This is a genomic window from Euzebyella marina (assembly GCF_014855515.1).
Taxonomy (GTDB): Bacteria; Bacteroidota; Bacteroidia; order Flavobacteriales; family Flavobacteriaceae; genus Euzebyella; species Euzebyella marina.
In genome coordinates, this window is record NZ_JACYFK010000002.1 from 486,982 (window position 1) to 513,981 (window position 27,000).

Annotated in this window: 23 protein-coding genes; 8 read left to right on the plus strand and 15 right to left on the minus strand. The window is 40.7% G+C overall.

What is annotated here, in order from left to right:
• Positions 1 to 135: 135 nt before the first annotated feature.
• The 4 genes from IL356_RS10915 to IL356_RS10930 all read right to left on the minus strand — a co-directional run bounded on the left by IL356_RS10915 (position 136) and on the right by IL356_RS10930 (position 4,579).
• The gene (locus IL356_RS10915) at positions 136 to 900 is read right to left on the minus strand and encodes an SDR family NAD(P)-dependent oxidoreductase (RefSeq protein WP_192466553.1); all 765 of its coding nucleotides are present in this window, start codon (positions 898 to 900) and stop codon (positions 136 to 138) included.
• Positions 901 to 930: 30 nt separating this feature from the next.
• On the minus strand, positions 931 to 1,947 hold the full coding sequence (locus tag IL356_RS10920; protein WP_121848974.1) for a zinc-dependent alcohol dehydrogenase: 1,017 nt from the start codon (positions 1,945 to 1,947) through the stop codon (positions 931 to 933).
• A 102-nt stretch (positions 1,948 to 2,049) separates the two neighbouring features.
• Entirely contained in the window at positions 2,050 to 3,666 is a 1,617-nt protein-coding gene (locus tag IL356_RS10925) for a sulfatase family protein (protein ID WP_121848973.1), read from the minus strand.
• Between the two features lie 22 nt (positions 3,667 to 3,688).
• Entirely contained in the window at positions 3,689 to 4,579 is an 891-nt protein-coding gene (locus IL356_RS10930; RefSeq protein ID WP_225621466.1) for a phytanoyl-CoA dioxygenase family protein, read from the minus strand.
• Between the two features lie 137 nt (positions 4,580 to 4,716).
• Between IL356_RS10930 and IL356_RS10935 the strand changes: the two genes are divergently transcribed.
• Genes IL356_RS10935 through IL356_RS10955 form a run of 5 tightly spaced genes read left to right on the plus strand, consistent with a single transcriptional unit; the run spans position 4,717 to position 9,135 of the window.
• Positions 4,717 to 5,733 carry a zinc-binding alcohol dehydrogenase family protein gene (locus IL356_RS10935; protein ID WP_121848971.1) on the plus strand — a complete coding sequence of 339 codons (1,017 nt, stop codon included), beginning with the start codon at positions 4,717 to 4,719 and terminating at the stop codon, positions 5,731 to 5,733.
• A gap of 14 nt (positions 5,734 to 5,747) precedes the next feature.
• A complete protein-coding gene (locus tag IL356_RS10940) occupies positions 5,748 to 6,575 on the plus strand; it encodes an amidohydrolase family protein (protein WP_121848970.1) in 828 nt (275 codons plus the stop codon).
• 45 nt (positions 6,576 to 6,620) lie between these two features.
• Positions 6,621 to 7,415: an SDR family oxidoreductase gene (locus IL356_RS10945; RefSeq protein WP_121848969.1), complete on the plus strand. Its 795-nt coding sequence runs from the start codon at positions 6,621 to 6,623 to the stop codon at positions 7,413 to 7,415.
• Positions 7,416 to 7,448: 33 nt separating this feature from the next.
• Positions 7,449 to 8,771, plus strand: a complete 1,323-nt coding sequence (fucP, locus tag IL356_RS10950) for an L-fucose:H+ symporter permease (RefSeq protein WP_121848968.1) — start codon at positions 7,449 to 7,451, stop codon at positions 8,769 to 8,771.
• Positions 8,772 to 8,778: 7 nt separating this feature from the next.
• Positions 8,779 to 9,135, plus strand: a complete 357-nt coding sequence (locus tag IL356_RS10955; RefSeq protein ID WP_121850701.1) for an L-rhamnose mutarotase — start codon at positions 8,779 to 8,781, stop codon at positions 9,133 to 9,135.
• Positions 9,136 to 9,147: 12 nt separating this feature from the next.
• Here the strand turns inward: IL356_RS10955 and IL356_RS10960 are convergent, their stop codons facing one another.
• Entirely contained in the window at positions 9,148 to 9,978 is an 831-nt protein-coding gene (locus tag IL356_RS10960) for a fumarylacetoacetate hydrolase family protein (protein WP_121848967.1), read from the minus strand.
• 134 nt (positions 9,979 to 10,112) lie between these two features.
• Here IL356_RS10960 and IL356_RS10965 point away from each other — a divergent pair, with 134 nt between their 5' ends.
• Together IL356_RS10965 and uxuA are read left to right on the plus strand one after the other, a co-directional pair.
• A complete protein-coding gene (locus tag IL356_RS10965) occupies positions 10,113 to 10,919 on the plus strand; it encodes an SDR family oxidoreductase (RefSeq protein WP_121848966.1) in 807 nt (268 codons plus the stop codon).
• A gap of 46 nt (positions 10,920 to 10,965) precedes the next feature.
• The gene (uxuA, locus tag IL356_RS10970) at positions 10,966 to 12,165 is read left to right on the plus strand and encodes a mannonate dehydratase (RefSeq protein WP_121848965.1); all 1,200 of its coding nucleotides are present in this window, start codon (positions 10,966 to 10,968) and stop codon (positions 12,163 to 12,165) included.
• Here uxuA and IL356_RS10975 read toward each other — a convergent pair whose 3' ends face one another.
• From IL356_RS10975 to IL356_RS11015, 9 genes are all read right to left on the minus strand, one after another.
• A complete protein-coding gene (locus IL356_RS10975; RefSeq protein ID WP_121848964.1) occupies positions 12,166 to 12,834 on the minus strand; it encodes a bifunctional 4-hydroxy-2-oxoglutarate aldolase/2-dehydro-3-deoxy-phosphogluconate aldolase in 669 nt (222 codons plus the stop codon).
• Positions 12,835 to 12,873: 39 nt separating this feature from the next.
• A complete protein-coding gene (locus IL356_RS10980) occupies positions 12,874 to 13,914 on the minus strand; it encodes a sugar kinase (protein ID WP_121848963.1) in 1,041 nt (346 codons plus the stop codon).
• Between the two features lie 183 nt (positions 13,915 to 14,097).
• Positions 14,098 to 15,201 carry a bile acid:sodium symporter family protein gene (locus tag IL356_RS10985; protein WP_225621467.1) on the minus strand — a complete coding sequence of 368 codons (1,104 nt, stop codon included), beginning with the start codon at positions 15,199 to 15,201 and terminating at the stop codon, positions 14,098 to 14,100.
• A gap of 11 nt (positions 15,202 to 15,212) precedes the next feature.
• Positions 15,213 to 15,641 carry a nuclear transport factor 2 family protein gene (locus tag IL356_RS10990; protein WP_121848962.1) on the minus strand — a complete coding sequence of 143 codons (429 nt, stop codon included), beginning with the start codon at positions 15,639 to 15,641 and terminating at the stop codon, positions 15,213 to 15,215.
• A 45-nt stretch (positions 15,642 to 15,686) separates the two neighbouring features.
• Positions 15,687 to 16,622, minus strand: coding sequence for an RraA family protein (locus IL356_RS10995; RefSeq protein ID WP_121848961.1), 936 nt, complete (start codon positions 16,620 to 16,622; stop codon positions 15,687 to 15,689).
• A gap of 200 nt (positions 16,623 to 16,822) precedes the next feature.
• Positions 16,823 to 18,322: a mandelate racemase/muconate lactonizing enzyme family protein gene (locus IL356_RS11000; RefSeq protein ID WP_121848960.1), complete on the minus strand. Its 1,500-nt coding sequence runs from the start codon at positions 18,320 to 18,322 to the stop codon at positions 16,823 to 16,825.
• Positions 18,323 to 18,352: 30 nt separating this feature from the next.
• The gene (locus IL356_RS11005) at positions 18,353 to 19,885 is read right to left on the minus strand and encodes a SusD/RagB family nutrient-binding outer membrane lipoprotein (protein ID WP_121850699.1); all 1,533 of its coding nucleotides are present in this window, start codon (positions 19,883 to 19,885) and stop codon (positions 18,353 to 18,355) included.
• A gap of 12 nt (positions 19,886 to 19,897) precedes the next feature.
• A complete protein-coding gene (locus tag IL356_RS11010; RefSeq protein ID WP_205601244.1) occupies positions 19,898 to 23,398 on the minus strand; it encodes a SusC/RagA family TonB-linked outer membrane protein in 3,501 nt (1,166 codons plus the stop codon).
• A 142-nt stretch (positions 23,399 to 23,540) separates the two neighbouring features.
• Positions 23,541 to 24,701, minus strand: a complete 1,161-nt coding sequence (locus IL356_RS11015; RefSeq protein ID WP_121848959.1) for a FecR family protein — start codon at positions 24,699 to 24,701, stop codon at positions 23,541 to 23,543.
• Positions 24,702 to 24,813: 112 nt separating this feature from the next.
• Here IL356_RS11015 and IL356_RS11020 point away from each other — a divergent pair, with 112 nt between their 5' ends.
• Positions 24,814 to 25,413 (plus strand): RNA polymerase sigma factor, encoded by a 600-nt coding sequence (locus tag IL356_RS11020; RefSeq protein ID WP_192466545.1) that lies wholly within the window; start codon positions 24,814 to 24,816, stop codon positions 25,411 to 25,413.
• Here the strand turns inward: IL356_RS11020 and IL356_RS11025 are convergent.
• On the minus strand, positions 25,410 to 26,990 hold the full coding sequence (locus tag IL356_RS11025) for a sulfatase family protein (RefSeq protein ID WP_205601243.1): 1,581 nt from the start codon (positions 26,988 to 26,990) through the stop codon (positions 25,410 to 25,412). The two genes, IL356_RS11020 and IL356_RS11025, sit on opposite strands and share 4 nt — an antisense overlap.
• Between the last annotated feature and the right edge of the window lie 10 nt (positions 26,991 to 27,000).

The window sequence follows — 27,000 nt, forward strand, 5'->3', positions numbered from 1 at the left end:
CTTTGGCTATTACCTACTCCCAATTCGTAAAATGGAGAGAAGTGAATAAAATTACTCCACTAATCAATGTTATCTATCTAATCAATTTTTTTAGGGAATGAGCCTTGGCGATTAATATTTAAATGAAATAAGCATCTACCTTCCCATCCAACCGCCATCAACTAGCATGGTCTCTCCATGCATATAGCTAGATGCCGCTGAAGCCAAGAAAACAATTGGCCCTTTGAAATCGTCGGGTTGCCCCCATCTACCGGCCGGTATTCTGGCCAGTATAGAGTCTGCCCTTTCCGGATTATTTCGAAGCGCCTCGGTATTATCGGTACTGATGTAACCCGGTGCAATGGCATTTACGTTAACACCTTTTCCTGCCCATTCATTGGCAAATGCCATCGTAATCTGCCCCACGGCGCCTTTACTTGCGGCGTAGCCTGGCACGGTTATGCCTCCTTGGAAAGTTAACAACGAAGCAGTAAAAATAACTTTTCCCTCGCCCCTCTTGACCATTTCTTTACCAATTTCCCGAGTCAAGATAAATTGTGCGGTTTGGTTGATTTCTATCACCTTGTCCCAATACTCATCGGAATGCTCCACAGCTGGCGCTCTTAGAATGGTACCTGCATTATTGACCAGAATATCTATTTTGGGAAAATCGTCTTTTACTTGTTTGATAAACTCATATAATGATTCCCTATTGCCGAAATCACAGGTGTATGCCTTGAACTTTCTTCCGATGCCTTCGACCTCTTGTTCAACCATGCTGCCATGTTTTTCCAAAGAGGCACTTACGCCAATAATATCGGCACCTGCCTCGGCCAATCCTAAGGCCATAGCTTTTCCGATTCCTCTCTTGCACCCTGTTACCAATGCTATTTTTCCTTCAAGACTAAAACTGCTGAGTATACTCATTATTGAATTGATTTTTTATGTTTTTTATTGTTGACAGTCCATTAAAACCTTCATTCCATCAGGATTCAAATCAATTTGTTCAAATACTGATTGAATGTTTGTCAATGGCTGAATATCCGTTATCATGTTTTCAAAACCTACCTTATTCTCGGTGACAAGGGTAATAGCGCGTTCATAATCTTCTTTTTCATACACCCTTGCCCCTATGAGCCGTAATTCTTTCCAGAAAAATTTAAAAAGATCGACTTCTTTTTTTTGACCGTGAATCGCGACCATAACTATTCTACCCCTGATACCTGCAACTTCGGTCATAATATCTAAAGTAGCCTGAACACCGGCTACCTCAAAGACCACATCGGCCCTTCGGTTTTCGGTACGATTCTTCACTTCTTCTATTAAATCGACTTTGGTAGGGTCAATAACATTCAAACCCAATTCTTTTGCTTTTGCAATACGTTTTGGGTTGATTTCAGAAACAAAAACTTGAGCACCAGTCTGCTGGGCTACCAAAGCAACAAGAAGACCAATAGGCCCACCGCCAAGTACAACAGCGGTTTCATGTTTCTTTAATTCACTTAATCGAACATCGTGAACAGCTACGGCCAAGGGCTCAATAAGTGCGGCCAACTTTAAATCGGTATTTTTTGGGAGCTGATGAAGGGTAAAGGCGGGAACGTTCCAAAACTGTTGCATAGATCCTGGACTATCAATGCCTATAAATTTTAAGTTCTCACAGATATGGTTAAACCCTTTATCTGAAGGTAAAACTCCCCTATCATCCAATGGTCTGACTACCACTTTATCACCAACCTTGTAATTCGTTACATCAGCGCCAATGGCATCGATTGTGCCCGACATTTCATGACCAATGGTCACTGGCATTTGAACACGTTTATCCATCATACCATGGTAAATATGAACATCTGTACCGCAAACGCCCGTGTAGGCTACCTTTATACGAACTTCATCACTGAGCGGATCAACTTTGGCTTTATCAATCACCGAAAAGGTCTTATTACCGATATATTGGGTGGATTTCATTCTTTGTGTAATCGATTGTATTTAAAATGGGCCATAAAAATACTAGCTAACTTTGAATAAGCAATAAGCAGCGAAGAATTTTCTTTACTTTTTGGGCAGCACCTATTTTAGTTCCAATGGTTCGACTGTATTACCATCGTTACCTCTTATTGCCAGATAGCCTTCAATCATTTCTTTTAATTTATCGGGATGACTGCTAGCAAGATTATCGCTTTGGCCTATATCTTCCTTTAAATTATATAGTTGATATTCTTTTGAATTGCCCAATTCGATATCAACTTGTTTGTTTACAGCGGCACCTTCATACGGTGGTATCATTACCCAATTTCCTTCCCTAAAGGCTGTTCTACTGGTAGCTTCCAAAATCAAATGATTACGACCTTCTTGGCTATCTCCCAAAAGAACATTCAATAAATTTTTGCTATCTTCAGTTTTCACATCACTATCCACCAAACTGCCTAAGGTAGCCAAAAGGTCGATTTGCGAAATAAGTGCTTCGGAAACCCCCGGGGTTATTTTACCCTTCCAATAAGCAAAAAACGGAACTCTGGTTCCCGCCTCGAACAAACTATATTTACCCCCTCTCAATGGCCCTCTTGGATTATGGTTCCCCACTTTCTCAACGGCATCATCATAATAACCATCATTCAATACGGGGCCATTGTCACTCGAAAAAATAATCAATGTATTTTCTAACAACCCCTCAGATTCTAGCATCTGAACAAACTGCCCTACAACCCAATCGGCTTCTACTATCACGTCGCCCCTCGGGCCCATACCAGAGGTGCCAACAAATCTTGGGTGCGGTGTTCTTGGCACATGGGGCTGTTGAAGAGCATAGTACAAGAAAAACGGATTCTTTTTATGGCCTTGAACATAAGATTTGGCTTTATTTAAAAAATGGTCGGCCATGTCAATATCAGACCATTTAGCCGCCTCTCCCCCTTTCATAAAGCCTATTCTAGGTATTCCGTTTACAATGCTGTTATTATGGCCATGATGCCATTTCATAGTAGTAAGTTCAGGATTATCCTTGCCCGTGGGTTCGCCTTCAAAATTTTCTTCATAGTTGACATAAATAGGGTCATTGGGGTCTAAATTGACAACGTGGCCATTTTCGATATAAACCGTAGGCACCCTATCTTGCGTTGCAGCCAAAATATGACTATAATCAAAACCAACTTCATTGGGGCTATGTGCTATTCTCTGGTTCCAGTCTACATTTCCGTTACCAAGGCCTAAATGCCATTTGCCCACTATTCCCGTAGAATACCCTTTAGTTTTCAAAACTTTGGGCAGCGTTATTTGACTCGTGTCTATAATAAGAGGAGCAGTACCAGGCAGAATCTTGGCATTTTTGTTTCTCCATGGATAAACACCGGTTAACAGAGCATACCGGCTTGGGGTGCAGGTCGCAGAAGTAGCGTAACCATTGGTAAATCGCATACCTCCATTGGCAAGCTTGTCTAAATTTGGTGTTTTTAATTCAGTCGCACCATAAGCACCCATCTCTCCATAACCTAAGTCATCCGCATATATAATTACAATATTGGGTTTTTCTACTTTGGGGGCTTTTTTAGAAGCTTCCGGTTTTTTCGTCTCTTGACAGGATATTAATAGTAAAATAACCCATACAAAAGAGGTCAACAGTGAGCGTATAGTGATCGATGTGGAATTTTGCCTTTTTGTAGTAGTTGAAATCTTTTTAGGATTGGTCATAGTATTTTTTGATAGGATGGATTTATACTCCTTCGAATAATAAGGGAAAGAACTTACCTTGCATTTTTTGCCCTTTAGGTATAATAGGAACCCCCGCTAGCAGTTCATCGTCGGTATTACTCACCGTACCATCTGCAAAAACATTTAGAACGAAAGCCCTTCTGCTTCTCTCCGATTTATTTTCGTAGGAACCATGAACCATTAAAGGATGGTGAAAAGTGGCAAAACCCTTCTTAAGTTCAATAGGTACAGGTTTGTCAAATTGTTCCTTTTGTTCTGTAGAGAGATAGCTCTTTAAACCGTTCATATCCCCTGCAAGAGTTGGAGCTTCCAAGAGTCCCCATTTGTGACTTTTGGGAATATAGTGTAAACAGCCATTTTCGGTGGTTGCATCATCAAGTCCCGTCCAACAGGTCAGATGCTGCATCGCAATTGTTCGCGTCCAATAAGAATAGTCTTGATGCCATGCTACCACACCCCCATGCCTAGCGGGTTTACAGAATAACTGGTCATGCCAAAAACGAACCGGCCTATCATTCAATAGTTGATAGGCGGCCATCACAAAAGCAGGGTTATAAAGCACATCATGAAAACCTTTTGTAATACGCCAATGACCTAACGAATGAAACAGAACCGAATTTGGATCATTCGATTCATTGGTATGAAACTCATAGAACAAATGGTGGCCTGGGTGCTTGGGGTTGGTTAATTCTTCCAATTCCTGGTTTAAAAGATCGACTTGGTCTTCATCTAAAAGTTTGATACCTGACACGTAACCTTCTTCGTGAAAATGCTTGACCTGCTCGTCGGTAAGTCTATAAGCATCCCACTCTCCTGTTGTTTTTGGCCAGTGAAATAAATCGCTTATTAAATGTTGTTTTTCAGAAAGATCACCTATGAATTGCATACGCATGAAATTAACCTTTTATTTATTTTTAATACCATTTCCACCAAAAATCTTAGAAACCTTTAAAAATAATACAGTTAACTTAGTTTTTTTATAATTTAGGCGTATCTCACCTCAGGTAATTACTAAATCTCAGATAGTGAATGAATTACATAGTTTGTGAAAAACCTAGGCAATTCCATTTAAAGGAAAAAGCCTATCCTTCAAGAAATTCTGGTGAGGCGCTTCTAAAAATTACCAAAGTTGGTATTTGTGGTACCGACCTTCATGCCTACGCCGGTAACCAAGCCTTCTTTACATACCCCAGAATACTTGGTCATGAATTGGCGGCAGAGGTCTTGGAAATAGATAAAAACCAAAGGAATATTAAAGCCGGAGACAAAGTGGTAATTATGCCCTATTTGAGTTGTGGCAGATGTATCGCTTGCAGAAACGGAAAAACCAATTGTTGCGTAGACATGTCTGTTTTGGGTGTACATACTGATGGGGGTATGCAAGAAAAGTTAGTGGTGCCCGAAAATATATTGTTACCAGCCAATCAACTATCCGATCAAGAAACAGCTATAGTAGAATGTTTGTCTATTGGTGCGCACGCCGTCAGAAGGGCCAATTTAGAATCTGGTGAACAGGTCGTGGTGATAGGTTGTGGTCCTATTGGCATTGGGCTAATAAAATTTGCTCAGATTAAAGGAGCTCATGTAATAGCCATTGATATGAACCAAGATAGACTCGACTATGTCAAAAAATATTTGGGCGTAGAGCATACCGTTCTAGGTGGCCAACAAGCTGTTGAACACGTGAAAAAAATGACCGGTAGTCAAATGGCTACTGCCGTTTTTGATGCCACTGGGCACAAGGGGGCGCTAGAGTCAGGTGTCGATTTTATGGCTCATGGCGGTAGATATATTTTGGTGGGCCTTTCGAAAGGTGAGCTTACATTTTCGCATCCTGCTATTCACGCCAAGGAAACATCGATTCTTTGCAGTAGAAATGCTGCATTGGTCGATTTTGAACATGTGATAAGCGTATTGGAAAATGGAGAATTTCCTGTTGCGTCTTTTATAACCCATAAAGTTCATTATACCGATATGATTGCCAATTTTGAGAATTGGTTACAGCCTGAAAATGGAGTCATAAAAGCGATGGTCGATTTTCAATAACATTTTGATTACCCATGATTATAGACAGTCATCAACATTTTTGGATCTACAACAGTAAAAAACACGCTTGGATCGATGACGAAATGGCAAGCATTCGAAAAGATTTTCTACCTGAAGATTTAAAGCCAATTTACCAGCAAAACGAGGTAGATGCTTGCGTGGCCGTGCAAGCGGATCAAACAAATGCAGAAACCAATTTTCTTTTACAGCTTGCCAACGAAAACGATTTCATAAAGGGTATTGTGGGTTGGATCGACCTACGTTCCAGAAAAATAGTAGCAGAGTTGGAGTCTTATCAAGCGCAACCTAAGATTAAAGGTTGGAGGCATATTGTTCAAGGTGAAGCCGATGTCAATTTTCTTTTACGAAGTGATTTCTTAAATGGAATTGCCCAACTTGAGCAATTCGAGTACACCTATGATATTCTGGTGTATCCCCACCAATTGGGAGCAGTTCTCGAATTCGTGAAAAAATTCCCAAATCAAAGATTTGTAATTGATCATTTAGCCAAACCCTATATCAAAGATGGTTTTTTTGACGGATGGGCCATTTTGATGAAAGAAATTGCAAAAAATGAAAATGTATATTGCAAGCTTTCAGGTATGATTACCGAAGCTAATTATACCAACTGGTCTGAAAAGCAGCTAAAGCCATACATAGATTTAGTAATGGAAGCTTTTGATGCTAAAAGAGTCATGTATGGCTCTGATTGGCCTGTTTGTTTGGTGGCAGGCACTTACACACAGGTAATTGATATCGTTAGAAATTATATCGGGTACTTAGACGAATGCGATCAACAAAGGATAATGGGTAAGAATGCCCAAGAATTTTACAACTTATAATTAAGGGCTTTTATCCCCCTTTAAAAAAAACAAACAACTTAAGAAATGGATTTACATTTAAAAGATAAAGTAGTTGTCATTAGCGGAGCCGCAGGTAAATTCGGTAGTATAGGTGAAACTATTTTAATGAGATTGGTAGATGAAGGTGCTATTCCCGCCATTATCGACCGAAACGAAAGAGGTGCTGTCTATGCCGAAGAAATTAGAAATAAAGGCGTCGACGCACACTTTTGTCAGACTGACGTAACAGATCCTGAACAGGTGGAAAATGCCATGAACGAAATCAGCAAAAAGTATGGTAGAATTGATGTTGTTCTTAACAATGTAGGGGTAAACGATGGTGTCGGTTTAGAGGCCAGTTATGAGGAGTTCATGAACTCTTTAAAGCTCAACATGGTAAGCTATTTTTTAATTGTAAAACATGCCCTACCCTATCTTAAAAAATCAAAAGGCAATATTTTGAACATCGGTTCAAAAGTAGCCCTTACAGGCCAAGGAAGAACTTCGGGCTACGCTGCATCTAAAGGCGGTGTACTGGCATTGACAAGAGAATGGGCCGTTGATTTGGTTACTTATGGCATTCGCTCCAATGCCATTATCATTGCCGAAAGCTGGACACCATCTTATGATACTTGGATCAAAACCCTACCCGATGGGGATAAAAAACTAAAGTCAATAGTCGAAAAAATTCCTTTGGAAAATCGAATGACATCGCCAGAAGAGATAGCCAATGTTTGCCTCTTTACTATATCAGACCGTTCTTCACATACCACTGGTCAGTTCATATTTGTCGATGGGGGGTACGTACATCTAGATCGAGCACTATTGACAGAAAACTAGAAGCCTGAAAACCAAGTAAACCAAACCCTCAACATGAACAGCAACAACAAACAATCAGTAGTATCAAAAGCGGTACTCGTGCCTTTTATTTTGATTACCTCACTTTTCGCACTATGGGGATTAGCAAACGATATGACCAACCCAATGGTGAGAGGTTTTCAAAAGGTATTGGAGCTAAGTAACACCCAAGCCTCCCTAGTTCAGTTAGCTTTTTATGGTGGTTACTTTACGATGGCTTTGCCGGCTGCTTTATTCGTCAACAAGTTTTCGTACAAGAAAGGGGTTCTTTTGGGCTTGGCTCTTTATTCAATAGGGGCCCTTTTATTCTGGCCAGCTGCGGCCAAAGAAAGTTATGGCTTCTTTCTGGCTGCCTTGTATATCTTGACATTCGGTTTGGCTTTTTTAGAAACTACGGCTAACCCTTATATTCTATCAATGGGTTCGGAAGAAACTGCGACCAGAAGGTTGAATTTTGCCCAAATGTTCAATCCGATGGGTTCTATTCTAGGGTTGCTCATAGCCCAAAATTTTGTTTTAGGTGCCCTGCGTTCAGATGATGTGACCGAAGATGGCATCCCCATTTACGACACCCTTTCAGAAGCGAGCAAAAGCCTGATCAGAACCAGTGATCTTGAGATTATTAGAAACCCATATGTTATTCTAGGGGTCGTTGTCATTTTCTTTTTCCTTTTGATCAGTTTCATTAAAATGCCACAAAATAAAAGTCAAGAGGCTAAAGTAAAGTTTTCAGCGTCGATTAAAAGGTTATGGAAAGAGCCTAAGTTCGTTTTTGGGGTGATTGCCCAAATGTTCTACATAGGCGCTCAAATCATGTGCTGGACGTACGTCTACCAATATGCGGAGACCTTGGGTATCGATGCACAATCGGCAGTATGGTATGGCCTGGCCGGCTATATTTTCTTTTTAGTAGGAAGAACGGTAGGTACCGCTTTATTGGCCAAAATAAATTCGGGCAAATTGTTGATGCTCTTCGGTTTTGGTGCCATGCTCTCGCTTTTAGGAGCTATTTTTCTCCCTGGTATGTTGGGTATCTATGCGCTGCTCTTGACATCGTTTTTTATGTCGATCATGTTCCCGACCATTTATGGTATTGCCTTAGAAGGTCAGGGTGAAGACGCCAAATTCGGAGCTGCTTTTTTAGTAATGGCCATTGTCGGTGGAGCACTATTGCCATACCTTCAAGGCTATATGCTTGATTTTGGTGGAAACGGATATGAGGATGTTCGTTTCTTAGGGGTTTCAGAAATGCGCTTTTCATTTGTTCTTTCATTTATATGCTTTTTTATTGTTGCTATCTATGGAAGAAAAGTTTATACCAGTTACCAAATCAAGTAATAAAACAATGCCTAAAAACACTAAACGATATTTCTACTCCTGTGATTTAAAGGACAATGCCGAACTCATTGCCGAGTATAAAGCGTACCATGAAGTGGGTGGGGTACCAAAAGAAGTCATCAAAAGCATTAGGGATGCCGGCATCATCCATATGCAAATATCTTTGACCGGAAATAGAATGTTTATGGTTATGGAAGTTGATGACACCTTCGACCCAGACAAAAAAGCTCAAATGGATGCCCAAAATCCTGCTGTGCAAGACTGGGAAAAACTAATGTGGAAGTTTCAGCAAGCCCTGCCTTGGGCAAATAAAGGAGAAAAATGGGTGCCGCTCGAAACAGTTTTTGACCTAAAGGAGCATTGAAATTACGGTCGGCTAAGCAACGTAATTCACTAAGGTTCCAATATGTTCAATACTTATACGAATCTCGTCTTCCGATTTTAAGGTAAACTCATCCGGAGGAATAATTCCCGTTCCGGTCATTAAGAAGCATCCAACGGGAAAATTACATTCCCTGAAAAGGTAATCTACCAAATCTTGATGTTTCCTTTTCATTTGACTGATGGCAATAGTGTCTGAAAAAACAGATGAGCCAGACCTTAAGATCTCAAGGGTAATAGTGGTGGTTTCAACAATTGGGTCTTCAGAAACTAATATACATGGGCCCAATGCAGCACAACCTTCGTATGTTTTGGCCTGTGGCAAATAGAGCGGATTCTCTCCTTCTATACTTCTTGAGCTCATATCATTTCCAATAGTGTATCCTTCAATGGTACCTTTTGAACTTACTAAAAGTGCCAGTTCGGGCTCTGGCACGTCCCAACCGGAATCTTTTCTGATACGTACCTTTCCATTGGGGTCAGCCGTTCTTTGACGAGTGGCCTTAAAGAATAGTTCAGGTCGATCGGCATCGTATACACGATCATAAAAGGTGCCGCCTCCCGCTTTTTTTGATTCTTCCATACGCGCTGTCTTACTACGCATATAAGTTACTCCAGAGGCCCAAATTTCATGGTCTCCCATGGGTTTTTCCAGTGTAGCACCGTTAAGGCCTTCATTTCTCTTCTCGAATGAATCTAAATCGTTCACCAAAGCGCTAAACAAATTTTGTCTGTTTAAAAAAGTATTCCAATCGGTTATCTGTTTTTCATAGAATTGACCTTCGTGTTCAATAATGGCAAGCGCTTGGCTTTTGTAAACTTTCATAAAGTTGTAGTTGATCGTTTTGTTTGTCTAAAAGTAACGGTTTTTTGTTTCTTTTTTAAGTAGAATACGTACACTTTTAATTTTTAGGGGATATTGTTTTATATTCGGCTTTCGAACCTTTAAACAATAAAAATATGTACGGCATCAAAGACAAGATTGCCATAATTACAGGCGCCAGCGGTTCATTGGCCGGTAGTATCGCCAAAAGTTTTGCCCAGGCCGGAGCTCAATTGGTCTTACTCACCCGAAAAGAATCATCTTTGAACGAACTTATCGGTGAAATAAATGAGTTAGGTGGTAAAGCTAAAGCCTATGAGGCCGATATACTAGATGAAGAATCGCTTATAAAAGTCAAGAATCAGGTAATCGCAGATTTCGGAAGAATTGATATTCTTTTGAACATAGCCGGCGGAAACCTTCCAGGGGCCACTATTGCCGTTGACAAAACCATATTCGACCTATCAATTGACGCTTTTAGAAAAGTAACCGACCTTAACCTCAATGGTACGGTCATTCCGTCTATCGTTTTTGGCAAGGCCATGAGTGAACAAAAAGAGGGGGTCATCATCAATTATTCTTCAATGGCCGTAGAACGCGTTATTACACGTGTTGCTGGTTATTCCGCCTCAAAGGCAGCCATGGAGAACTTTACCAGATGGATGGCGGTAGAGATGGCCTTGAAATTTGGTGAGGGTATTCGGGTAAATGCCATTGCACCTGGTTTTTTTATAGGAAAACAGAACCGTGCACTTCTTACCAACGAAGATGGATCTTACACCCAAAGAGGTCAAGATATAATTAGAAACACACCGATGGGCCGATTTGGCGAAGTAGAAGAGCTTAATGGGGCTGTGCAGTTTTTATGCAGTGATGCCGCCAAGTTCATAACGGGTATAGTTTTGCCTATCGATGGTGGTTTCAGTGCCTTTAGTGGTGTATAACTCTCAACAACTCATTCTAATCATTAGCATAACTTAAATTACTACAATGGAACAAACATGGCGTTGGTACGGGCCAAGTGATCCCGTAAGCCTTCAAGATATCAAACAGGCCGGTGCTACCGGTATCGTTACCGCTTTACATCATATTGCCAACGGCGAAATATGGCCGGTAGAAGAAATAGAAAAGAGAAAAAAAGTACTTGATGAGTATGGCTTGGTATGGTCTGTGGTCGAGTCTTTACCTATTCACGAAAACATCAAGACCCAACAAGGTGATTATAAAAAGCATATTGAAAATTACAAACTAAGTTTAAAAAACTTGGCCTCATGTGGGGTGACCACCGTATGCTATAATTTTATGCCCGTTTTAGATTGGACTCGAACCAGTCTTGACTTCGAAGTAGAAGATGGTTCAAAAGCACTTTCATTTGAATTTAATGCTTTGGCCGCCTTTGATCTATTTATTTTAAAAAGACCAAATGCGGAAGCTACCTATACCGAATCGCAAATTGCCGCAGCCAAAGAGCGGTTCGAAGCAATGAACGATAATGATATCTGGGAATTGGTCAAAACAATAATCGCTGGCTTGCCAGGTTCTTCAGAAGGATATCCCGTACCAGAAAAAGGTTTTGATCTGAGTAAGTTTCAAACCATTTTAGATACTTATGATCAAATCGGTGAAGATGAAATGCGAGATCACTTAGTTTATTTTTTACAAGAAGTGGTTCCTGTTGCCGAAGAAAATGGGGTTCGACTCTGTATTCACCCAGACGATCCACCATTCTCTATTCTAGGCTTACCGAGAATCATGGGTACAGAGGCAGATTATGCCTATATCTTTGAAAAAGTACCATCAGTACATAATGGCATTACATTCTGTACCGGATCATTAGGTGCCCGAGGTGATAATGACATTTTACAAATGTTCAAAAGGTTTGCCGACCGTGTTCACTTTTTGCATTTGAGAAGTACCAAACGAGATGGTAATGGCAATTTCTATGAAGCGAACCACCTTGAAGGTGACGTGCCCATGTACGAATTGGTGAAACTAATATTGGCCGAAGAAAAAAGAAGAACATATGAAGGCCGCGAAGATAATTTAATACCGATGAGGCCAGACCACGGTCATCAAATGTTAGATGACCTACATAAAAAAACCAACCCCGGTTATTCCGCTATTGGTCGCTTACGCGGCTTGGCAGAATTACGGGGATTGGAACTAGGTATCAGAAAATCTTTTTATTAACTAGCTTCTTATAGTCTTGATCAAGGCCAGGGTTTCTTTTACCTTGGCCTCAAGACCATCATAGTCTTTTGCGGCCAAAATCTCTTTACTGATCAATTGAGAACCCATACCCACACAGGTAACACCGGCCCCGAACCAACCTCTTAGATTCGCCTCTTCGGTACTCACGCCGCCAGTCGGCATAACGCTTGTCCATGGTTGTGGGCCTTTAATGGCCTTTACAAAGCCAGGACCGTATGTAGAACCAGGGAAAAGTTTAATGATTTCGCAACCAAGTTCTTCTGCCCTATTGATTTCCGTAAGGGTTCCGCAACCGGGAGACCACAATACCTTTCTTCTATTACAAACAATGGCAATGTCTTCCCTTAATGTAGGGGTAACAATAAAATTGGCCCCCATTTGCATAAAGAGACTAGCAGCGGCGGCATCGGTTATCGAACCTACTCCCATTATCATTCCGGGCAATTCCTTCAAAGCGAATTTGTTCAGTTCTAGAAACACCTCATAAGCGAAATCGCCTCTAGCCGTAAACTCGATCAAACGAGCGCCACCGTCATAGCAAGCTTTTAATACTTTTTTTCCTAGCTCAATGTCAGGATGGTAGAACAAGGGTACCATACCCGTTTCTTTCATCACCTGAGCTACTTCCAATCGTGAATATTTAGCCATTTTATATAATCTGTATTAGCATTTAATTAGAAAGTTACCTTATCGAGCTACCCTTCCGGAAGCGTCGCCTCCCATTAATTTTTCAACTTCATCTACGGTAACCAAGTTGGCATCGCCCTTGATAGTATGTTTTAAACATGAGGCGGCAACGGCAAAATCCAAAGCGTTTTGGTCATCTTCAGGATATTTAAGAAGTCCGTAAATCAAACCTCCCATAAAAGAATCTCCGCCGCCTACCCTATCGACAATGTCGGTAATTTGATATTGACGGGTCTCGTACATCTTTTCACCATCGTAGAGAACGCCCGCCCATGTATTATGCGATGCAGAAATAGAACCACGAAGTGTAGTGATGACTTTTTTAGCTTTTGTAAATTTTTTCATCATCTGTTTACAAACCGATAGGAAAGCATCGGCTTTTACATCATGACCATGTTTATGAACGTCTAGCCCTTCAGGGTGGATTCCAAAGTGCTTTTCGGCATCTTCCTCGTTTCCTAAAATCACGTCACAATAAGATGTTAACTCGGTCATAATAGCCTCCCTATCACCACCGTATTTCCAAAGTTTTGCCCGGTAATTTAAATCGGTAGAAATAGTAATACCTTTAGCACTAGCCGCTTTTACGGCTTCTAAACAGGCATCGGCCGCTCCCTGCGAAATAGCAGGTGTAATACCTGTCCAGTGAAACCATTCGACACCTTCGAAAACAGCATCCCAATCGACCATTCCCTTTTCGATTTCCGCCATGGCCGAATGCGCCCTGTCGTAAACCACTTTACTGCCCCGACTTACGGCACCCGTCTCTAAAAAATAAATTCCCAAACGGTCACCACCATAAATAATCTTATCGGTACCGACCCCTCTTTTTCTCATCTCCATCAAAGCACATTCCCCAATGTCATTTTTGGGCAATCTGGTAACAAAGTCTACTGGCACGCCATAATTAGCCAATGATACGGCCACATTACTTTCTCCGCCCCCATAAACCACATCAAAACTGGTCGTTTGCGAAAATCTTAAAAATCCTGGTGGAGATAATCTCAACATGATTTCTCCAAAAGTCACTACTTTCTTCATTATATGCTAAATTGTTTTGTTCGCCCTATCTTAAGTTAAAGGTCGATTTTAGATGGTATCGAAAATAAAAATTTACAAATGATTTATGTAGCAAATAGATTAGAAAAACCTTTAATCAATCGTGTTTAACAATATAAAACCTAATTGAGATATTTATTAAACAATACGATAGGTTAAGCAATATTAATCACCGGATGCATCTGTTATAGAAAGTTTTTTCGGTGGTCTTTTGTGCCAATAGGATGCTAAAATGGATCCGGTAATGTTCATCAACGGACCGAAAACCGCAGGTGCCAGACCCATTGTGGCAATCTTACCCAACGAATTGGCTATACCCGAAGCCAAGCCACCATTTTGCATACCGACCTCAATAGCTATGGTACGGGCATCTTGTTCTTCCATTTTGAAGAGCTTGGCAAATCCGTACCCAAGTCCGTACCCGAATATATTATGTATAAGCACCAAAATCATAAGAATGCCCCCAATATCCAATAGGCTGTCTCTACCCGCTGCGGTTATAATGGTAATTATAACTCCTATGGCCAACATTGATACCAAAGGCATGGCCTTATCTAGCCATTCGGTCTTGAACAGTTTGTTAAAAAGCAAACCGGCCCCAATAGGTATAATAATCATCTTGGTTATACTCCACATCATATCAAGAACATTGATTTCGATGAACTCCCCGGCCAAAAACTTCATTAGAAGAGGCGTTAGAAAAGGAGCCAATAAGGTCGCAATGGACGTAATGGTAATCGACAATGCCAAATTTGCCTTCGCCAGATAGGCCATTACGTTGGAAGCCACACCACTGGGCGAGCAACCTATCAAAACAATACCTGCTGCTATTTCTGGTGGGAAATCACTGGCCTTTGCAAGACCAAAGCCTACCAAGGGCATAATCAGCAGCTGTGCCGCTACCCCAATCATAACACCACGGGGCGTTTTAAAAACACCCGCAAAATCTTTGATGCTCATTGAGGTTCCCATTCCGAACATAATAATCTGTATCAAAGGAATGATAAGACCCGTAAGCTTAAAATCACCCACATAGGTAAACAAATCAGGGTAATATAGAGCTGCTGATACTCCAGCAAATATCATTGTAGTAAAAACCAGCCCATTTAACATTTTGTAGCCACTGAAACCCAAGGCCAAAAGGGCGAAAAAGGATAAGAATAATATGCCAGCCCCGCTGATATTACCCATTACAATCATTATGATAATGGCAATTAGAATAACAGCAGCAACGACAAGGCTTATAGAGTAAAGATTAATTTTTTTCAAAGCGTAGAATTCTAAAGTTTATATGCCTGTCTGGCCAACAGTAGCCATTTGCCCGATTTTTTCTGCCAAGTCATCATTACACCAATGCGCACATCAGCCTTCTCGCCATTATTGGTACCATTGGCGACAAAGATGTGGCGAGCGATCCCGGTATCACCTGATACGGTAATTTTCTGCTCTTCCGGTGTGATGGAGAAAAAATCAAAAGAACCGGTCAAAACCGCCTCTACATATTCACTTTTATCTTCAATCGTACCACTTGAATGACCATAAGTCAATTTCTCTGAAGTTAAATTTTCAAGAACTGACTTATTTTGAGATACCATTGCCTCATATAACTTTTTGACATTGGCATCTATTGCAGCTTCGTCTTTTGACTGTGCAAAAGTAAAGGTGGTCATTAGTCCGACCAAGACAAATAATAGAATTCGGTTTTTCATTTTTTTGGTAATTGGTTACTCGGTTTGAGGGATTAAAAATTAAGATTAATTATAATGTTCTTTTAAATAATCGTCCAGTTCTTTTCTGGTCATTGGTAATTGTGCGTTCGGATATTCTTTCAGCCACTTCAAAAAATCTGCTTTAATGGCATCCGTCCATTTGGTATCAATTTGGCCCGGGGTATAAGTTTTCTCGCGCAATCTTTGAAAGCCGAACAAATCACGTAAGCCCACAACTTCTGAAGAAATCACCAATTCTGCTACGAAATGTGAAGGTATGAAAATAACTCCATGTTGATTGGCCAATACCACATCGCCCGGTAATACGATGGCCCTGCCAATTCTTATAGGATTATTAATGCTGGTAAGCATCTGTTCTGCCAAGTACGATGGGTCGTCACCACGGTACCAACCATTGAAACCTTCAATATTCAGTAATCCCGCTACATCACGAACACCGCCATCAAAAATGACACCGTTCTGAGAGTTTGTGTAAATGGCATTACCCAAGTTTGAACCTATCAAGGTACCATCAATGATACGCCCGTAGCCATCTGCTACGTATACATCTCCTGGTTCCAATATTTCTATGGGCCATGAATTGCTACCGCCAATCGTATCTCGCTTTTCTTTTCCTCCTTGAACTTTTACTACCTCTTTAAAATCAGGTCGCAAAGGCATATACTGTGCAGTAAGAACTCTTCCGCTCATTACCTGATCAGGATGCAAAATCTTCCATTCTCCATCATATTGATTATGGTAGCCCTTGCTTCTCAAATAGCCCCACGCCTCTTCGATTTGAATATTCTTGATTCTTTTTAATAGAGCATCGGAAACTTTTGGGCGACCGTCTTCAAAGCGCTCACCTTTCCAATTAGACGTAAGTTCTTTAATATATTCAGGGGTTGCGGCAACACCCTGTGAAAAAATTGAACATGTGAAAAATATAAGAAGTGACGAAAAAAATACTTTTTTTCTCATTTGTATTGTATTGTGGTTAGAAAGTAAATATGGATTTTAAGATTTATTCGAACAATGTAATAAATTTTAAGGTCGTAAGCGAATTTGTTGAACGTCCCCGAACGGAAAGCTCGGGGAGCTCAACGGCAACCAAACCAACTCAAACAAAACTCTAGTAACTACCTATTTTGCTATGGCTTGATTTTTAAACACGTACCTTTTTAACTATAGGTACGGTCGTGAGACATTAAGGTGTTCCACTGGTCTGTAGGAGCAAAATAGCTCTTGTCTTTTGGGTGAACATGCTTTTTGAGCACTTCTTCGTTCAACTCGATACCCAAACCTGGTGCAGTTAGAGGTACGGTAGCAAAACCTTTGTCTATCATTTTGAAACCGCCAACGGTGGTTACCAAATCTTCCCACCAAGGAAGATCGACCGAATGGTGCTCCAAAGCCAAGAAGTTCTGCGATGCTGCCGCGCAATGTACATTGGCCATAAAGGAAACAGGCGTGCCTGCTTGGTGCATGGCCATTGCGATACCAAACTCTTCTGCATAATCGGCAATTCTCTTGGTTTCTAAAAGTCCGCCAGAAGAAGCCAAATCTGGGTGAACGATATCTACCGCTCTTTCATGAATCAGAGGTTTGAAATCTTTCAACAAATAAATATCCTCACCTGTAGTGGTAGGCGTATCAATGGAACGTGTAATTTCTTTCCATTGTTCAGTGTATTGCCATGGCACCATATCTTCGAACCAGGCCAATCGGTATTTCTCCAACGCCTTGGCCAACCTCATGTTATTGTTCATGTCAAAATGCCCATAATGGTCGGTAGAAATAGGAATTTCATACCCCACCATATTACGAACATCCTCAACTACCTGTTGTAGATGTTCCAACCCTTTCTCAGTAATCTGTATCTGGGTAAAGGGGTGCATGGTATTGCCATAAGACATGTAATTTCTCTGGTCGCCCCATTGAGCTAGATTGCCCTTGGAATCTTCCCAGAATTTGCCATTGACGACGGTATCTTTCATACCCTTTAGTTCCCCTATCGAAACATCCATTTTAAGCCAAGTATATCCTTGTTCCTTTACCCTAAAATTGATTAAGCGCTGTTGCTCTTCAGGAGAATTGGCTTCAGGAGTATCAGCATATAATCGAACCTTGTCTCGATATCTACCCCCCAATAGCTGCCAAGCTGGAACGTTATAGGCCTTTCCGCAAAGATCCCATAGGGCCATTTCTACAGCACAGACCCCACCGGCCTGTCTTGCCGGTCCACCAAATTGCTTGATGGTCTTGAATATCTTTTCGACATTACAAGGATTCTCGCCTAGGATTCTACTTTTGAGCATAAGTGCATACTTGACATCGGCTGCGTCACGCACTTCGCCCAAACCATGTATGCCTTGATTGGTCTCAATTTTTATAATCGGGGTACCCCCCATTACATTGGTAACCACATAGCGCATATCGGTGATCTTCAATTCAGAAGGTGCCGAGGCCCTATTAACTTTTGAAGTGGTCTCTGCAACCCTATCTTCGAAAGAATAGCCCATAAAGCTCGATAGTGCAATACCGCCCAAGGCCGTTTTCTTTAGAAAATTACGACGGTCATCTCCGGTTTTAGGATTATTGATTTCTTCTTGCCGAGATGCTGCGTATGCCTTTTCTTCCGCTTTATTTTGAGCAATTAATTTCTGTAACGTGTTTTTCATATCTAGTATTCTTGTTTGGATTTCTTGAATTTATTGATCCCACCAAATTTTGGTTTCGAGGTTATCGGCTCCCATTCTTGATACCGCCGCACCTAAGTTTTCATTATTTGTTGCCACCTCAGAATTGGGGTATGTCAATCTATTAATGAAATCAGTGCTTATATCTTGTGCCGGATAGGTATTTCTATCCAATGCAGGAAAACCGGTTCTTCTAAAGTTAGCAAATGCCTCGGGCCCATTCATAAAACAAGAAACCCAGTATTGATTTCCTATTTGTTCCAGTGCATTACCGGCATCAAAAGGGTTTTCGGCCAAGTAGGCCTCAATATCTTCATTCAGTATTTCGACCGAAGCATCATACTCTACCATAAGTTCCATATGCGCCCTAACCCCTTGATTGTATAGCTCGGTGGCATCACCACTCGTCCATCCCCTCACAGCGGCTTCAGCCAATAATAATTGGGTCTGGCTATAGGTAATAATATACATGGGTGCCGTTTGCTTGGCGATACGAAACCTATCTATTTGTGTAAAGTCATAAAAACTTGCCAAACCTAGATTGGATGCAACAGCGCCTATGGTCCCATTATCATAACCCATAGGCATACCTACCTGCTCTTCAGGATCTTTTACGCCCGCATCAATGGTTTGATCGGGTCCGGAGGTTGCACCTACGAAGCGAAGCGCCAACGATTCTAACCTTGGGTCGTTGGTAGAGGTAAGAAAGTCAACGAAAGTATCGACCATATAAAAGTTATTTGCTTCTGTTGCATTCAAAAGAGAACCCGCATTGTTGGTGAAATTGCTATCATGGCGGACCACATAGTTATCATCGTTTGACTGCATTACACCGCCAGCAATAGCATCATTGACCGTTTGCTCGGCCAAACCCGGATTCACCTCCGACAAATGCATGCCAAGTCTCAGAAGCAATGAATATCCAAATCTCTTCCATTTTTGGATGTCTCCTGAATATAGTACTTCACCATTTTCAGAAGGGGCCGACTCACTTAAGGCCGCAGTCGCTTCTTTTACTTCATTGATCAAATCGGTATAAATGGCTTCTTGGGCGTCGTAGGCCGGTAGCACAATCTGATCAGATATACCCTTACCTGCCTCAGAGTAAGGCACATCTCCATACTCATCGGTTAAGATCATAAACGTCATTGCCTGTATAAGGCGGGTCATTTGAAGTAAGTTGGGTCTTTCCGGAGCTTCTTCAGCTTGAAGTTGACCCATTATATCCCCGGTATTCTTGATAACATTTTCATAGTATTTAACCCAATGATCATCGGTCACATCCCTATTGTCTTGATTATAGTTAGCACCTGTCAAAACACCAGAGTTTGGTGAAACAATTTGCTGCACTACCCCCAAATCATAAATCAATTGGGCATTGGAAAACGAGGTGTTGATAATGGCATTGTTCAACAAGAATATAGGATCGACACTATCGCTCGTAGGGTCTACATTATTGGTATTAATTTCATCGAAATTTTTATCGCATGATATGACCAGGAAAACCATTCCGAAGGCCATAATTCTATATATTATATTTTTCATGATGTTTTCCATTTAGAATTTACAGTTAAGGTTAAAACCTATACTACGTGTAGTGGGAACACCAGTTGACTCAAGCCCGGAAACATTATCGGAGCTATAACCGAAAGAATCAGGATCAATATTCGGCACCCATTTTTTAATGATGAAAAGGTTGTTAGCGAAAAGATTGACAGTTACCCCTTTAAAAAAGGTATCGTCTGAAAGTAAATCGCTGAGGTCGTAACCCAAGTTCAACTGTCTGAACTTCCAATACCCACTATCATACACGATAGGTTCTATCAACTGTTGAGAGCGAACAACTTCCCAATAGGTTTGCGCCGGAGTGGCCACCGTATTAGGTTGCCCGGCCTGATTAACTCCGTCACCGACTACACCTCCTTCACGCCCCTCTAAGGTCATTTTATGAAGACCGTGGCGTGTGGCATTGAAATTGGTTCCGGAAATCATTTTTCCTCCTAGTTTAAAATCGATTAAGAACGATGCACTAAAGTTCTTGTACTTAAAACTATTGGTGATACCACCTACCCATTTGGGTAAGGCGCTACCGAAAAAGACGATTTCATCTGATCGTAAAGGTCTACCATCATCAGCAAACATCTGTCTACCCTGATCATCGAATTTATAACCAAAGCCTGCTAATTGACCGATTTCTTCACCGACTACCTGATAGAGAAAACCATTAAATGCATGGGTACCCACCACAATACTCTCTCCTGGTGCATCTGTAAGAAGGCTTACCACCTTGGTTTTATTGTAAGATGTATTGAGGGTAATATCCCATCGTAAATCGTCATTCCTTATCGGCACCAAAGTCAATAAAGCTTCCACCCCATCACTTCTACTTTCACCACTATTTATCAAGGTGCTTACAAAGCCTGAAGTATTTGAAATTTGAGCAGGAATGATTTGATCGAACGTCGATTTACGATATACACTCAAATCTAAATTTACTCGGGACTCGAACATCCTTAAATCCAAACCTATTTCTGTTTCCTTAACGCGCATGGGCTTAAGGTTAGGGTTGGGCAACGTGCTAGTATTGGCGGAAGCCACTGGTTGCAGAAGTCCATCGGAATTGGCAAATAGATTTGTATTGATATTGTAAAAGAGCGCATCTGAATATGGTGGAACATCTGTATCACTACCCACCTCTGCATAAGCAGCTCTTAACTTACCAAAACTTAGCCATTCAGCATTCTCAAAAGCATTTGAGAAAACATAACTCGCGGAGACCGAAGGATACAAAATGCTACGATTTGCCGGTGATAAGGTAGTGAACCAATCGTTTCTAGCCGTAGCGCTTAAATAGTACGTATCTTGATATGAAAGATCTAAAGCTCCATACAATGAATTTACCCCACGCTCTGAAAAACTATAAATTGGATCTTTTACCCGACCGTTCTGAACCGTGTAAAGATCTCTAATAACAAAATCGGTCACGTTTGTTCGGTTCAATTTAGAGATTCGTTTCATTTTGTTACCTCCTAAATTGACACCTATATTAAACTCTTCTCCCAAATCTTTATTGGCCGAGATGAGAAAGTCTACGTTTGTTTCCCTAAATCTTCTTACTTCTTGCGTAAAGGTACCGTTTACGAAACCTTCCGGTGCAGGTGGTCTTGAAGCTTGACCGGTAGGAAAACCATTATAGGCCTGATCTCTTGACCAATAATCTTGGCCCACTCGAATCTGACCAAAGAGCCATGATAAAAAGTCATATTTTAAAGAAACATTACCAAAAATTCTATCCCTTTCAATTTCATTAAACTGTTCGCTTAAAGTAAAATAAGGATTGGTACGGTTTCTAAATCTTGAATAAACATATTCGTTGCCATTTTCATCGAACTTATTGGCATCCAATAAATCCAAAGGCATTGAATTCGCCATATTGAAAAGAGCGACCGGTATGGTATTGTCTTGCTGACCTACGTTAGGAGGATTGATATTTCTTTCATTGGAATAATTGATATTCGTAGTAAAAGAAAGTTTACGTGATAAAATATAACTGGCTCCTAAACCTACATTGATCCTCTTAAACTCATTGTTCGGAGTAATACCCTTGCTCTCTAAGTTAGACAGGGACAGGTTGAAGCCTCCTTTTTCACTATTTCCTGAGAGTCCAATTGAATTGGTTATATCTAAACCATGTCTGTAGAACTTCTCGATTCTATCATAGACGGGCTCATAAGGCACCTCAATTCCGTTAAATAGAACTTGCGTCATCCCTGGCTGAAAGCGTTCACCGAAAGACCATTGGCCAGAAGTAGGGTTGGCAGAAGTAGGTCTTACCCCATTCTCCCCTTGGCCATACTCATATTGATAATCTGTAAAATCTAACGGTTTTTGGTCAGCGATGCTTAAAGTATAGGTGACACCTATACCTTCACCAGAACCCCGGGTCTTAGTAGTTATCATGATAACGCCATCTTTTGCTCGAGACCCATACAGAGCGGCACCAGTGGCACCTTTTAAAATGGTCATACTTTCAATATCATCAGGGTTGATACTGGAGAAACCATCACCCCCATCAGAATAAACACCTCCGTCACTTGTGCCTAATTCGCCGCTACTTCCGGAACTTCCAACGTTGGTTCCGAAACTAGTGTTGTCTATAGGAACACCATTTACAACAATTAAAGGGTTATTTGTACCTGAAATGGACGATTGCCCACGTATACGTACTTTTGAAGACCCACCAGGACCTGTACCGAGTGCCGAAACGTTCACACCCGCAACTTTACCCTGTAAAGTATTCATAAAGTTAGAAGAACGGTTAACGTTCACCTCTTCGGCATCTACTTTGGCCACTGAATAGCCGAGTTTTCTAGTCTCCTGTTTAATACCTAGGGCCGTAACTACCACTTCATCCAAAGCTTCCGAATCTTCAGAAAGTTGTACGTTAATGACAGTGGATTGAGCGACAGGCACCTCTTTTGTGGCAAAACCTAAAGAGCTAAATACCAAAACAGCATTAGAACTGCCAGTAGTCAACGCATAATTACCGTCGAAATCGGTTGCCGTACCGTTCGTAGTTCCCTTTTCGACTACTGATACGCTCGGTAGCGGTACGCCGTCGGTATCGGTGACCACCCCACTTATTTCTTGTTGAATTGTTCTGTTTGAAGCAGCTATTTTTGATAGCGAAGAACCAAGAGATTTGGTGAGTATAATCTGGGTGTCCAGAATTTCAAATGCAATCGGTGTATTCTTAAAAAGGTCTTCCAGCACTCCAATAAGAGGAGTTTTGTTATAACTGACACTTACCTTTCTATTATAATTTACCTGATTGTCATTGTAGAGCACCTTGAAATCGGTCATCGACTCGATTTCGTGTAAAACTTTCTCAACGGTCACGTTCTGCAACTGTAGAGTGATTTTTGTATCGGCCGAAGACGGATTACCCTGAGCCTGGAAAAAAATAATGGCAAAAAGGCAAATGCTGAGTTTCATTTTGAGCCGTAACTTCAATGGATGAGGGGTACCACCCCCCAACCATATGATTGGGTTTTTCATATCTTTGTTCAAATTTAGATGGTTAACGTAGTGTAGATCACTCTAAATCGTAATCGGGAAATGTGCCAGCATTTTCCGATTTTTTTATGACTAGAGTTGTAGTAGTTTTGTTGCAGTTACATTAAATCATAGGCATTCTAGTTTAAGGTTTTTCAATTATTACATTTTTTCCGGTGACTGTAAATTTCATTGGATAGTTCTTGTTGAAAGCTTCAAAGACCTGACTAATGGTTTCAGTATCAAAACTGGCATTGAACCTTATGTCATTAAGTTCTTGATAGTTATTTTGAATTATAACATTATAGTTTCGCTCTAGCTTTTTAGTAATATCTTCAAAGGGCATGTGACTGAAAATAATTCGCCCGTCCATCCAACCCGTAAAAAGATCGGTGTTGGTCTCCCGAAACTCTATAGTCTTTAATTCTTTTTCCCAAATGGCCATTTCACCAGGAACCAAGCGTCTACTTGTCTCATCAAAATCAGTTGTAGAATCATAGAAGCCCACCGAACCCTCAACCAATACGGTTCTTATATTCTCATCCTCAGGATAAGCCGATAGGTTAAACTTAGTACCTAGAACCCGTATGTTAAGTTCGTTCGCATTGATGATAAACGGACTGTTCTTATCTTCTGACACATCAAAAAAACCTTCGCCGGTCAAAAAGATTTGTCGTGACTTGCCCTCAATAAATTCAACGGGATACCTCAAAGAACTGCCTGCATTCAAGTGAGCTTTTGTACCATCTGAAAGAATAAGAACAAACCGTTTGCCGTAAGGCACATTTACCGTATTATAGACCAATTTTTTGGCCTTCTTACCCTTGTGGTAAATAAGTTGATTACCTTGTTGTAGACCAACGCGTGTTCCGTCTTTATCATACACAGAGGCATTACCGGCTTCTGAAATTGTTTTAATGCTACCATCTGATAGCTGCAAGGTGATTTGACTTTCAGGATTTTCAGAAACTTGGGAAAAATTCGAATTAAAGTTATGATCCCAATAGAAATAGCCCGCCGTGAGACAGACCAATAATACCGCTGCATATTTGACAAATTGAAAGAAGTGTAACCGCCTTACCTTTCTTTTATCCTTTCGAATGGTATCAAGAAGTTTCTTTTTGGCACCGCCGGTATTGTACTCACTCATAACATGTCGCGTAAAAAAATCAATTTCCAAATAGGTTCTGAACACATTATGATTGCCCGACTTGCTCAAAGAACCATTAAGTTCATCAAGCTCTTCCGAAGAGATGGCATTTGTAAGGTATTTTGCCAATTGTATTTCGAAGTTGGAAAATCTCATATTGCGATATCTATCATTAATACGAGTAAATTTTACACTACCCTAAAGTTTTTTTGATATTTTTTTTCATAAATTTAATTTCTAACCAATTTTGTATTGCAGAACCCTATTTATGAGAATTGATTTTAATGACAATACCCTGCTTATTCAAAACCTCAAAAATGGTGATGAAAAAGCATATGAATATTTAGTAGATAATTACCATCATAGGCTGTGCGTGTATGCGAATAGTTTGGTAAACGATCACGATCATGCCGAAGACATTGTACAGAATGTTTTCATTCGCACATGGGAGAGACGCCACAATCTCAAAAGTAACTTCACCATCAAAAGTTTTTTGTATAAGTCTGTGCACAATGAATTTATCGATCAGTACAGGAAGAAAAAATCAGTCACGGCCTTAGAAAAAAAGTACATTGAAGAATTAGAGCGCTTTACCGAAAAAGATGAGGTTTTCTTTGAAAGGCTACTGAATTTGGTACAGCGAGAGATTCAAAACCTACCACCTAAATGTCGAAAGATATTTTTGATGAGCAAGCAAGAGGGCTTTACAAATGTTGAAATTGCCGAACAGCTAAATGTTTCCATCAAAACCATTGAATATCATATTACTAAAGCCTTTGCCATCTTGAGGCAAAAAGCAAATAAAGATATGGAGCCTGTTTTGTTTTTATTGTTCGGATTTAGAAGACCTAGCAAATTAAAAGCCTAATCTACCACCGTCAACTTAGCATCTTTTAAGATATCTCGCATCTCAGGATACTGCTCATCGGTATCTCTATATTTCTTGCGTTCTTCAATCAATGCCTTTTTCATTGTTGCGATAATAGGCTTGTACTCTTCTTCGTTAATGGCATTATGCAATTCTTTTGGGTCTTTCTGTAAATCAAAAAATTCCCAGGCCGGTTCGGTTGTAGTCTCAGAAGTTCCCTTTTTATTCAGCGGTTGCCCATAAAAAAAGGCCAGTTTGTAGCGTTCATTCCGAATTCCGAAATGAGACGGTCTTTCAGGGTGATGAAGCCAATACCTGTAGTACATTTGACTACGCCAGTCTTCAGGTGTATTTCCCTTAAGATTGTTCCTGAAACTTCTACCCTGCATATAGCCTGGTTGCTTTATGCCGGCATAGTCGGCCAGTAATGCCGGAAAATCAATGTTCAGAATAATATCATCTATTCTTTGCCCTCCTCTTATTTCTTTAGGATATCTAATGACAAAAGGCATGCGAAGAGACTCCTCGTATATCATTCTTTTGTCAAAAAAGCCATGCTCACCCAAAAAGTAACCTTGATCAGCTGTATAAACAACTATGGTATTATCGGCGATACCCTCTTCCTCTAGAAAATCAAGAAGACGACCAATGTTGTCATTAATGGCGGCACCACAACGCATAAAATCCTTAACTAGTTTTTGATAGATTTTTTTCCTTTTCTGTATGCTATCCATTCCATCAAGGGGATAAGGAAGTCCGGGATAGGTGGTCCACCAATTCTCGGGATCTTTGGTGGCACTGTCCCACCTATTGCCCAGTTTTTCCAGCTTTTGGCCAATAAATGTTCTTCCTGTTGTTTCGGGGCCGAAGTCATACAAAGATTCCGGTTCAGGTATTTCTTCATTCTCGTACAGTGACTCAAAGCGCTCAGGATAATCGAAAGGCTCATGTGTAGCCTTAAAATTACAGAACATCAGAAATGGTTTTTTATCATCCCTTTTTTTCAAATGTTCGATGGTCAAATCGGTAATAACGTCGGTTGAAAAACCCTTGTATTCTTTACCTGCAGAACTATTGTGACCATCTTTCCAATCTTCTTTAGTTTTTAAAATGGGATCCCAATACCTGCCTTGGCCGGGTAACACATTAAAATAATCGAAACCCTGAGGTTGACCTACCAAATGCCACTTGCCAATGATTGCAGTTTGATAGCCATTTTCTGATAGTGTTCGAGCCACATTTGGGTGCCCATCAGGTAAAGGTTCGTTCAGGGTATAAACTTGGTTAATATGACTGTATTGGCCTGTTAATATGCTGCCACGGCTGGGTGTACAGATACTATTGGTACAAAAGGCATTATTAAGAACGGCACCTTCATCTGCCAACCGCTTTATTTGGTCGTTTTTCACATAGTCTTTGAGAATACCTCCATAAATCCCCCATGATTGAGAAGTGTGGTCGTCAGAAAGTATAAAAAGGATGTTAGGCTTTTTTGTTTCAGTTTGAGAAACAGATTTTTGAAAAGCAAAAAAGCATGCAAAAAGAGAAAGAAGGCTAATCTTTTTAGAAATCATCATGATTCTGGTC

What these genes read in the sequence shown, in the direction of transcription:
- IL356_RS10920 (WP_121848974.1), bottom strand. Translation starts at nt 1,947, where the DNA reads ATGAAATCCACCCAATATATCGGTAATAAGACCTTTTCGGTGATTGAT.
- IL356_RS10925 (WP_121848973.1), bottom strand. Translation starts at nt 3,666, where the DNA reads ATGACCAATCCTAAAAAGATTTCAACTACTACAAAAAGGCAAAATTCC.
- IL356_RS10930 (WP_225621466.1), bottom strand. Translation starts at nt 4,579, where the DNA reads ATGCGTATGCAATTCATAGGTGATCTTTCTGAAAAACAACATTTAATA.
- IL356_RS10935 (WP_121848971.1), top strand. Translation starts at nt 4,717, where the DNA reads ATGAATTACATAGTTTGTGAAAAACCTAGGCAATTCCATTTAAAGGAA.
- IL356_RS10940 (WP_121848970.1), top strand. Translation starts at nt 5,748, where the DNA reads ATGATTATAGACAGTCATCAACATTTTTGGATCTACAACAGTAAAAAA.
- IL356_RS10945 (WP_121848969.1), top strand. Translation starts at nt 6,621, where the DNA reads ATGGATTTACATTTAAAAGATAAAGTAGTTGTCATTAGCGGAGCCGCA.
- fucP (WP_121848968.1), top strand. Translation starts at nt 7,449, where the DNA reads ATGAACAGCAACAACAAACAATCAGTAGTATCAAAAGCGGTACTCGTG.
- IL356_RS10955 (WP_121850701.1), top strand. Translation starts at nt 8,779, where the DNA reads ATGCCTAAAAACACTAAACGATATTTCTACTCCTGTGATTTAAAGGAC.
- IL356_RS10960 (WP_121848967.1), bottom strand. Translation starts at nt 9,978, where the DNA reads ATGAAAGTTTACAAAAGCCAAGCGCTTGCCATTATTGAACACGAAGGT.
- IL356_RS10965 (WP_121848966.1), top strand. Translation starts at nt 10,113, where the DNA reads ATGTACGGCATCAAAGACAAGATTGCCATAATTACAGGCGCCAGCGGT.
- uxuA (WP_121848965.1), top strand. Translation starts at nt 10,966, where the DNA reads ATGGAACAAACATGGCGTTGGTACGGGCCAAGTGATCCCGTAAGCCTT.
- IL356_RS10975 (WP_121848964.1), bottom strand. Translation starts at nt 12,834, where the DNA reads ATGGCTAAATATTCACGATTGGAAGTAGCTCAGGTGATGAAAGAAACG.
- IL356_RS10980 (WP_121848963.1), bottom strand. Translation starts at nt 13,914, where the DNA reads ATGAAGAAAGTAGTGACTTTTGGAGAAATCATGTTGAGATTATCTCCA.
- IL356_RS10990 (WP_121848962.1), bottom strand. Translation starts at nt 15,641, where the DNA reads ATGAAAAACCGAATTCTATTATTTGTCTTGGTCGGACTAATGACCACC.
- IL356_RS10995 (WP_121848961.1), bottom strand. Translation starts at nt 16,622, where the DNA reads ATGAGAAAAAAAGTATTTTTTTCGTCACTTCTTATATTTTTCACATGT.
- IL356_RS11000 (WP_121848960.1), bottom strand. Translation starts at nt 18,322, where the DNA reads ATGAAAAACACGTTACAGAAATTAATTGCTCAAAATAAAGCGGAAGAA.
- IL356_RS11005 (WP_121850699.1), bottom strand. Translation starts at nt 19,885, where the DNA reads ATGAAAAATATAATATATAGAATTATGGCCTTCGGAATGGTTTTCCTG.
- IL356_RS11010 (WP_205601244.1), bottom strand. Translation starts at nt 23,398, where the DNA reads ATGAAAAACCCAATCATATGGTTGGGGGGTGGTACCCCTCATCCATTG.
- IL356_RS11015 (WP_121848959.1), bottom strand. Translation starts at nt 24,701, where the DNA reads ATGAGATTTTCCAACTTCGAAATACAATTGGCAAAATACCTTACAAAT.
- IL356_RS11020 (WP_192466545.1), top strand. Translation starts at nt 24,814, where the DNA reads ATGAGAATTGATTTTAATGACAATACCCTGCTTATTCAAAACCTCAAA.
- IL356_RS11025 (WP_205601243.1), bottom strand. Translation starts at nt 26,990, where the DNA reads ATGATGATTTCTAAAAAGATTAGCCTTCTTTCTCTTTTTGCATGCTTT.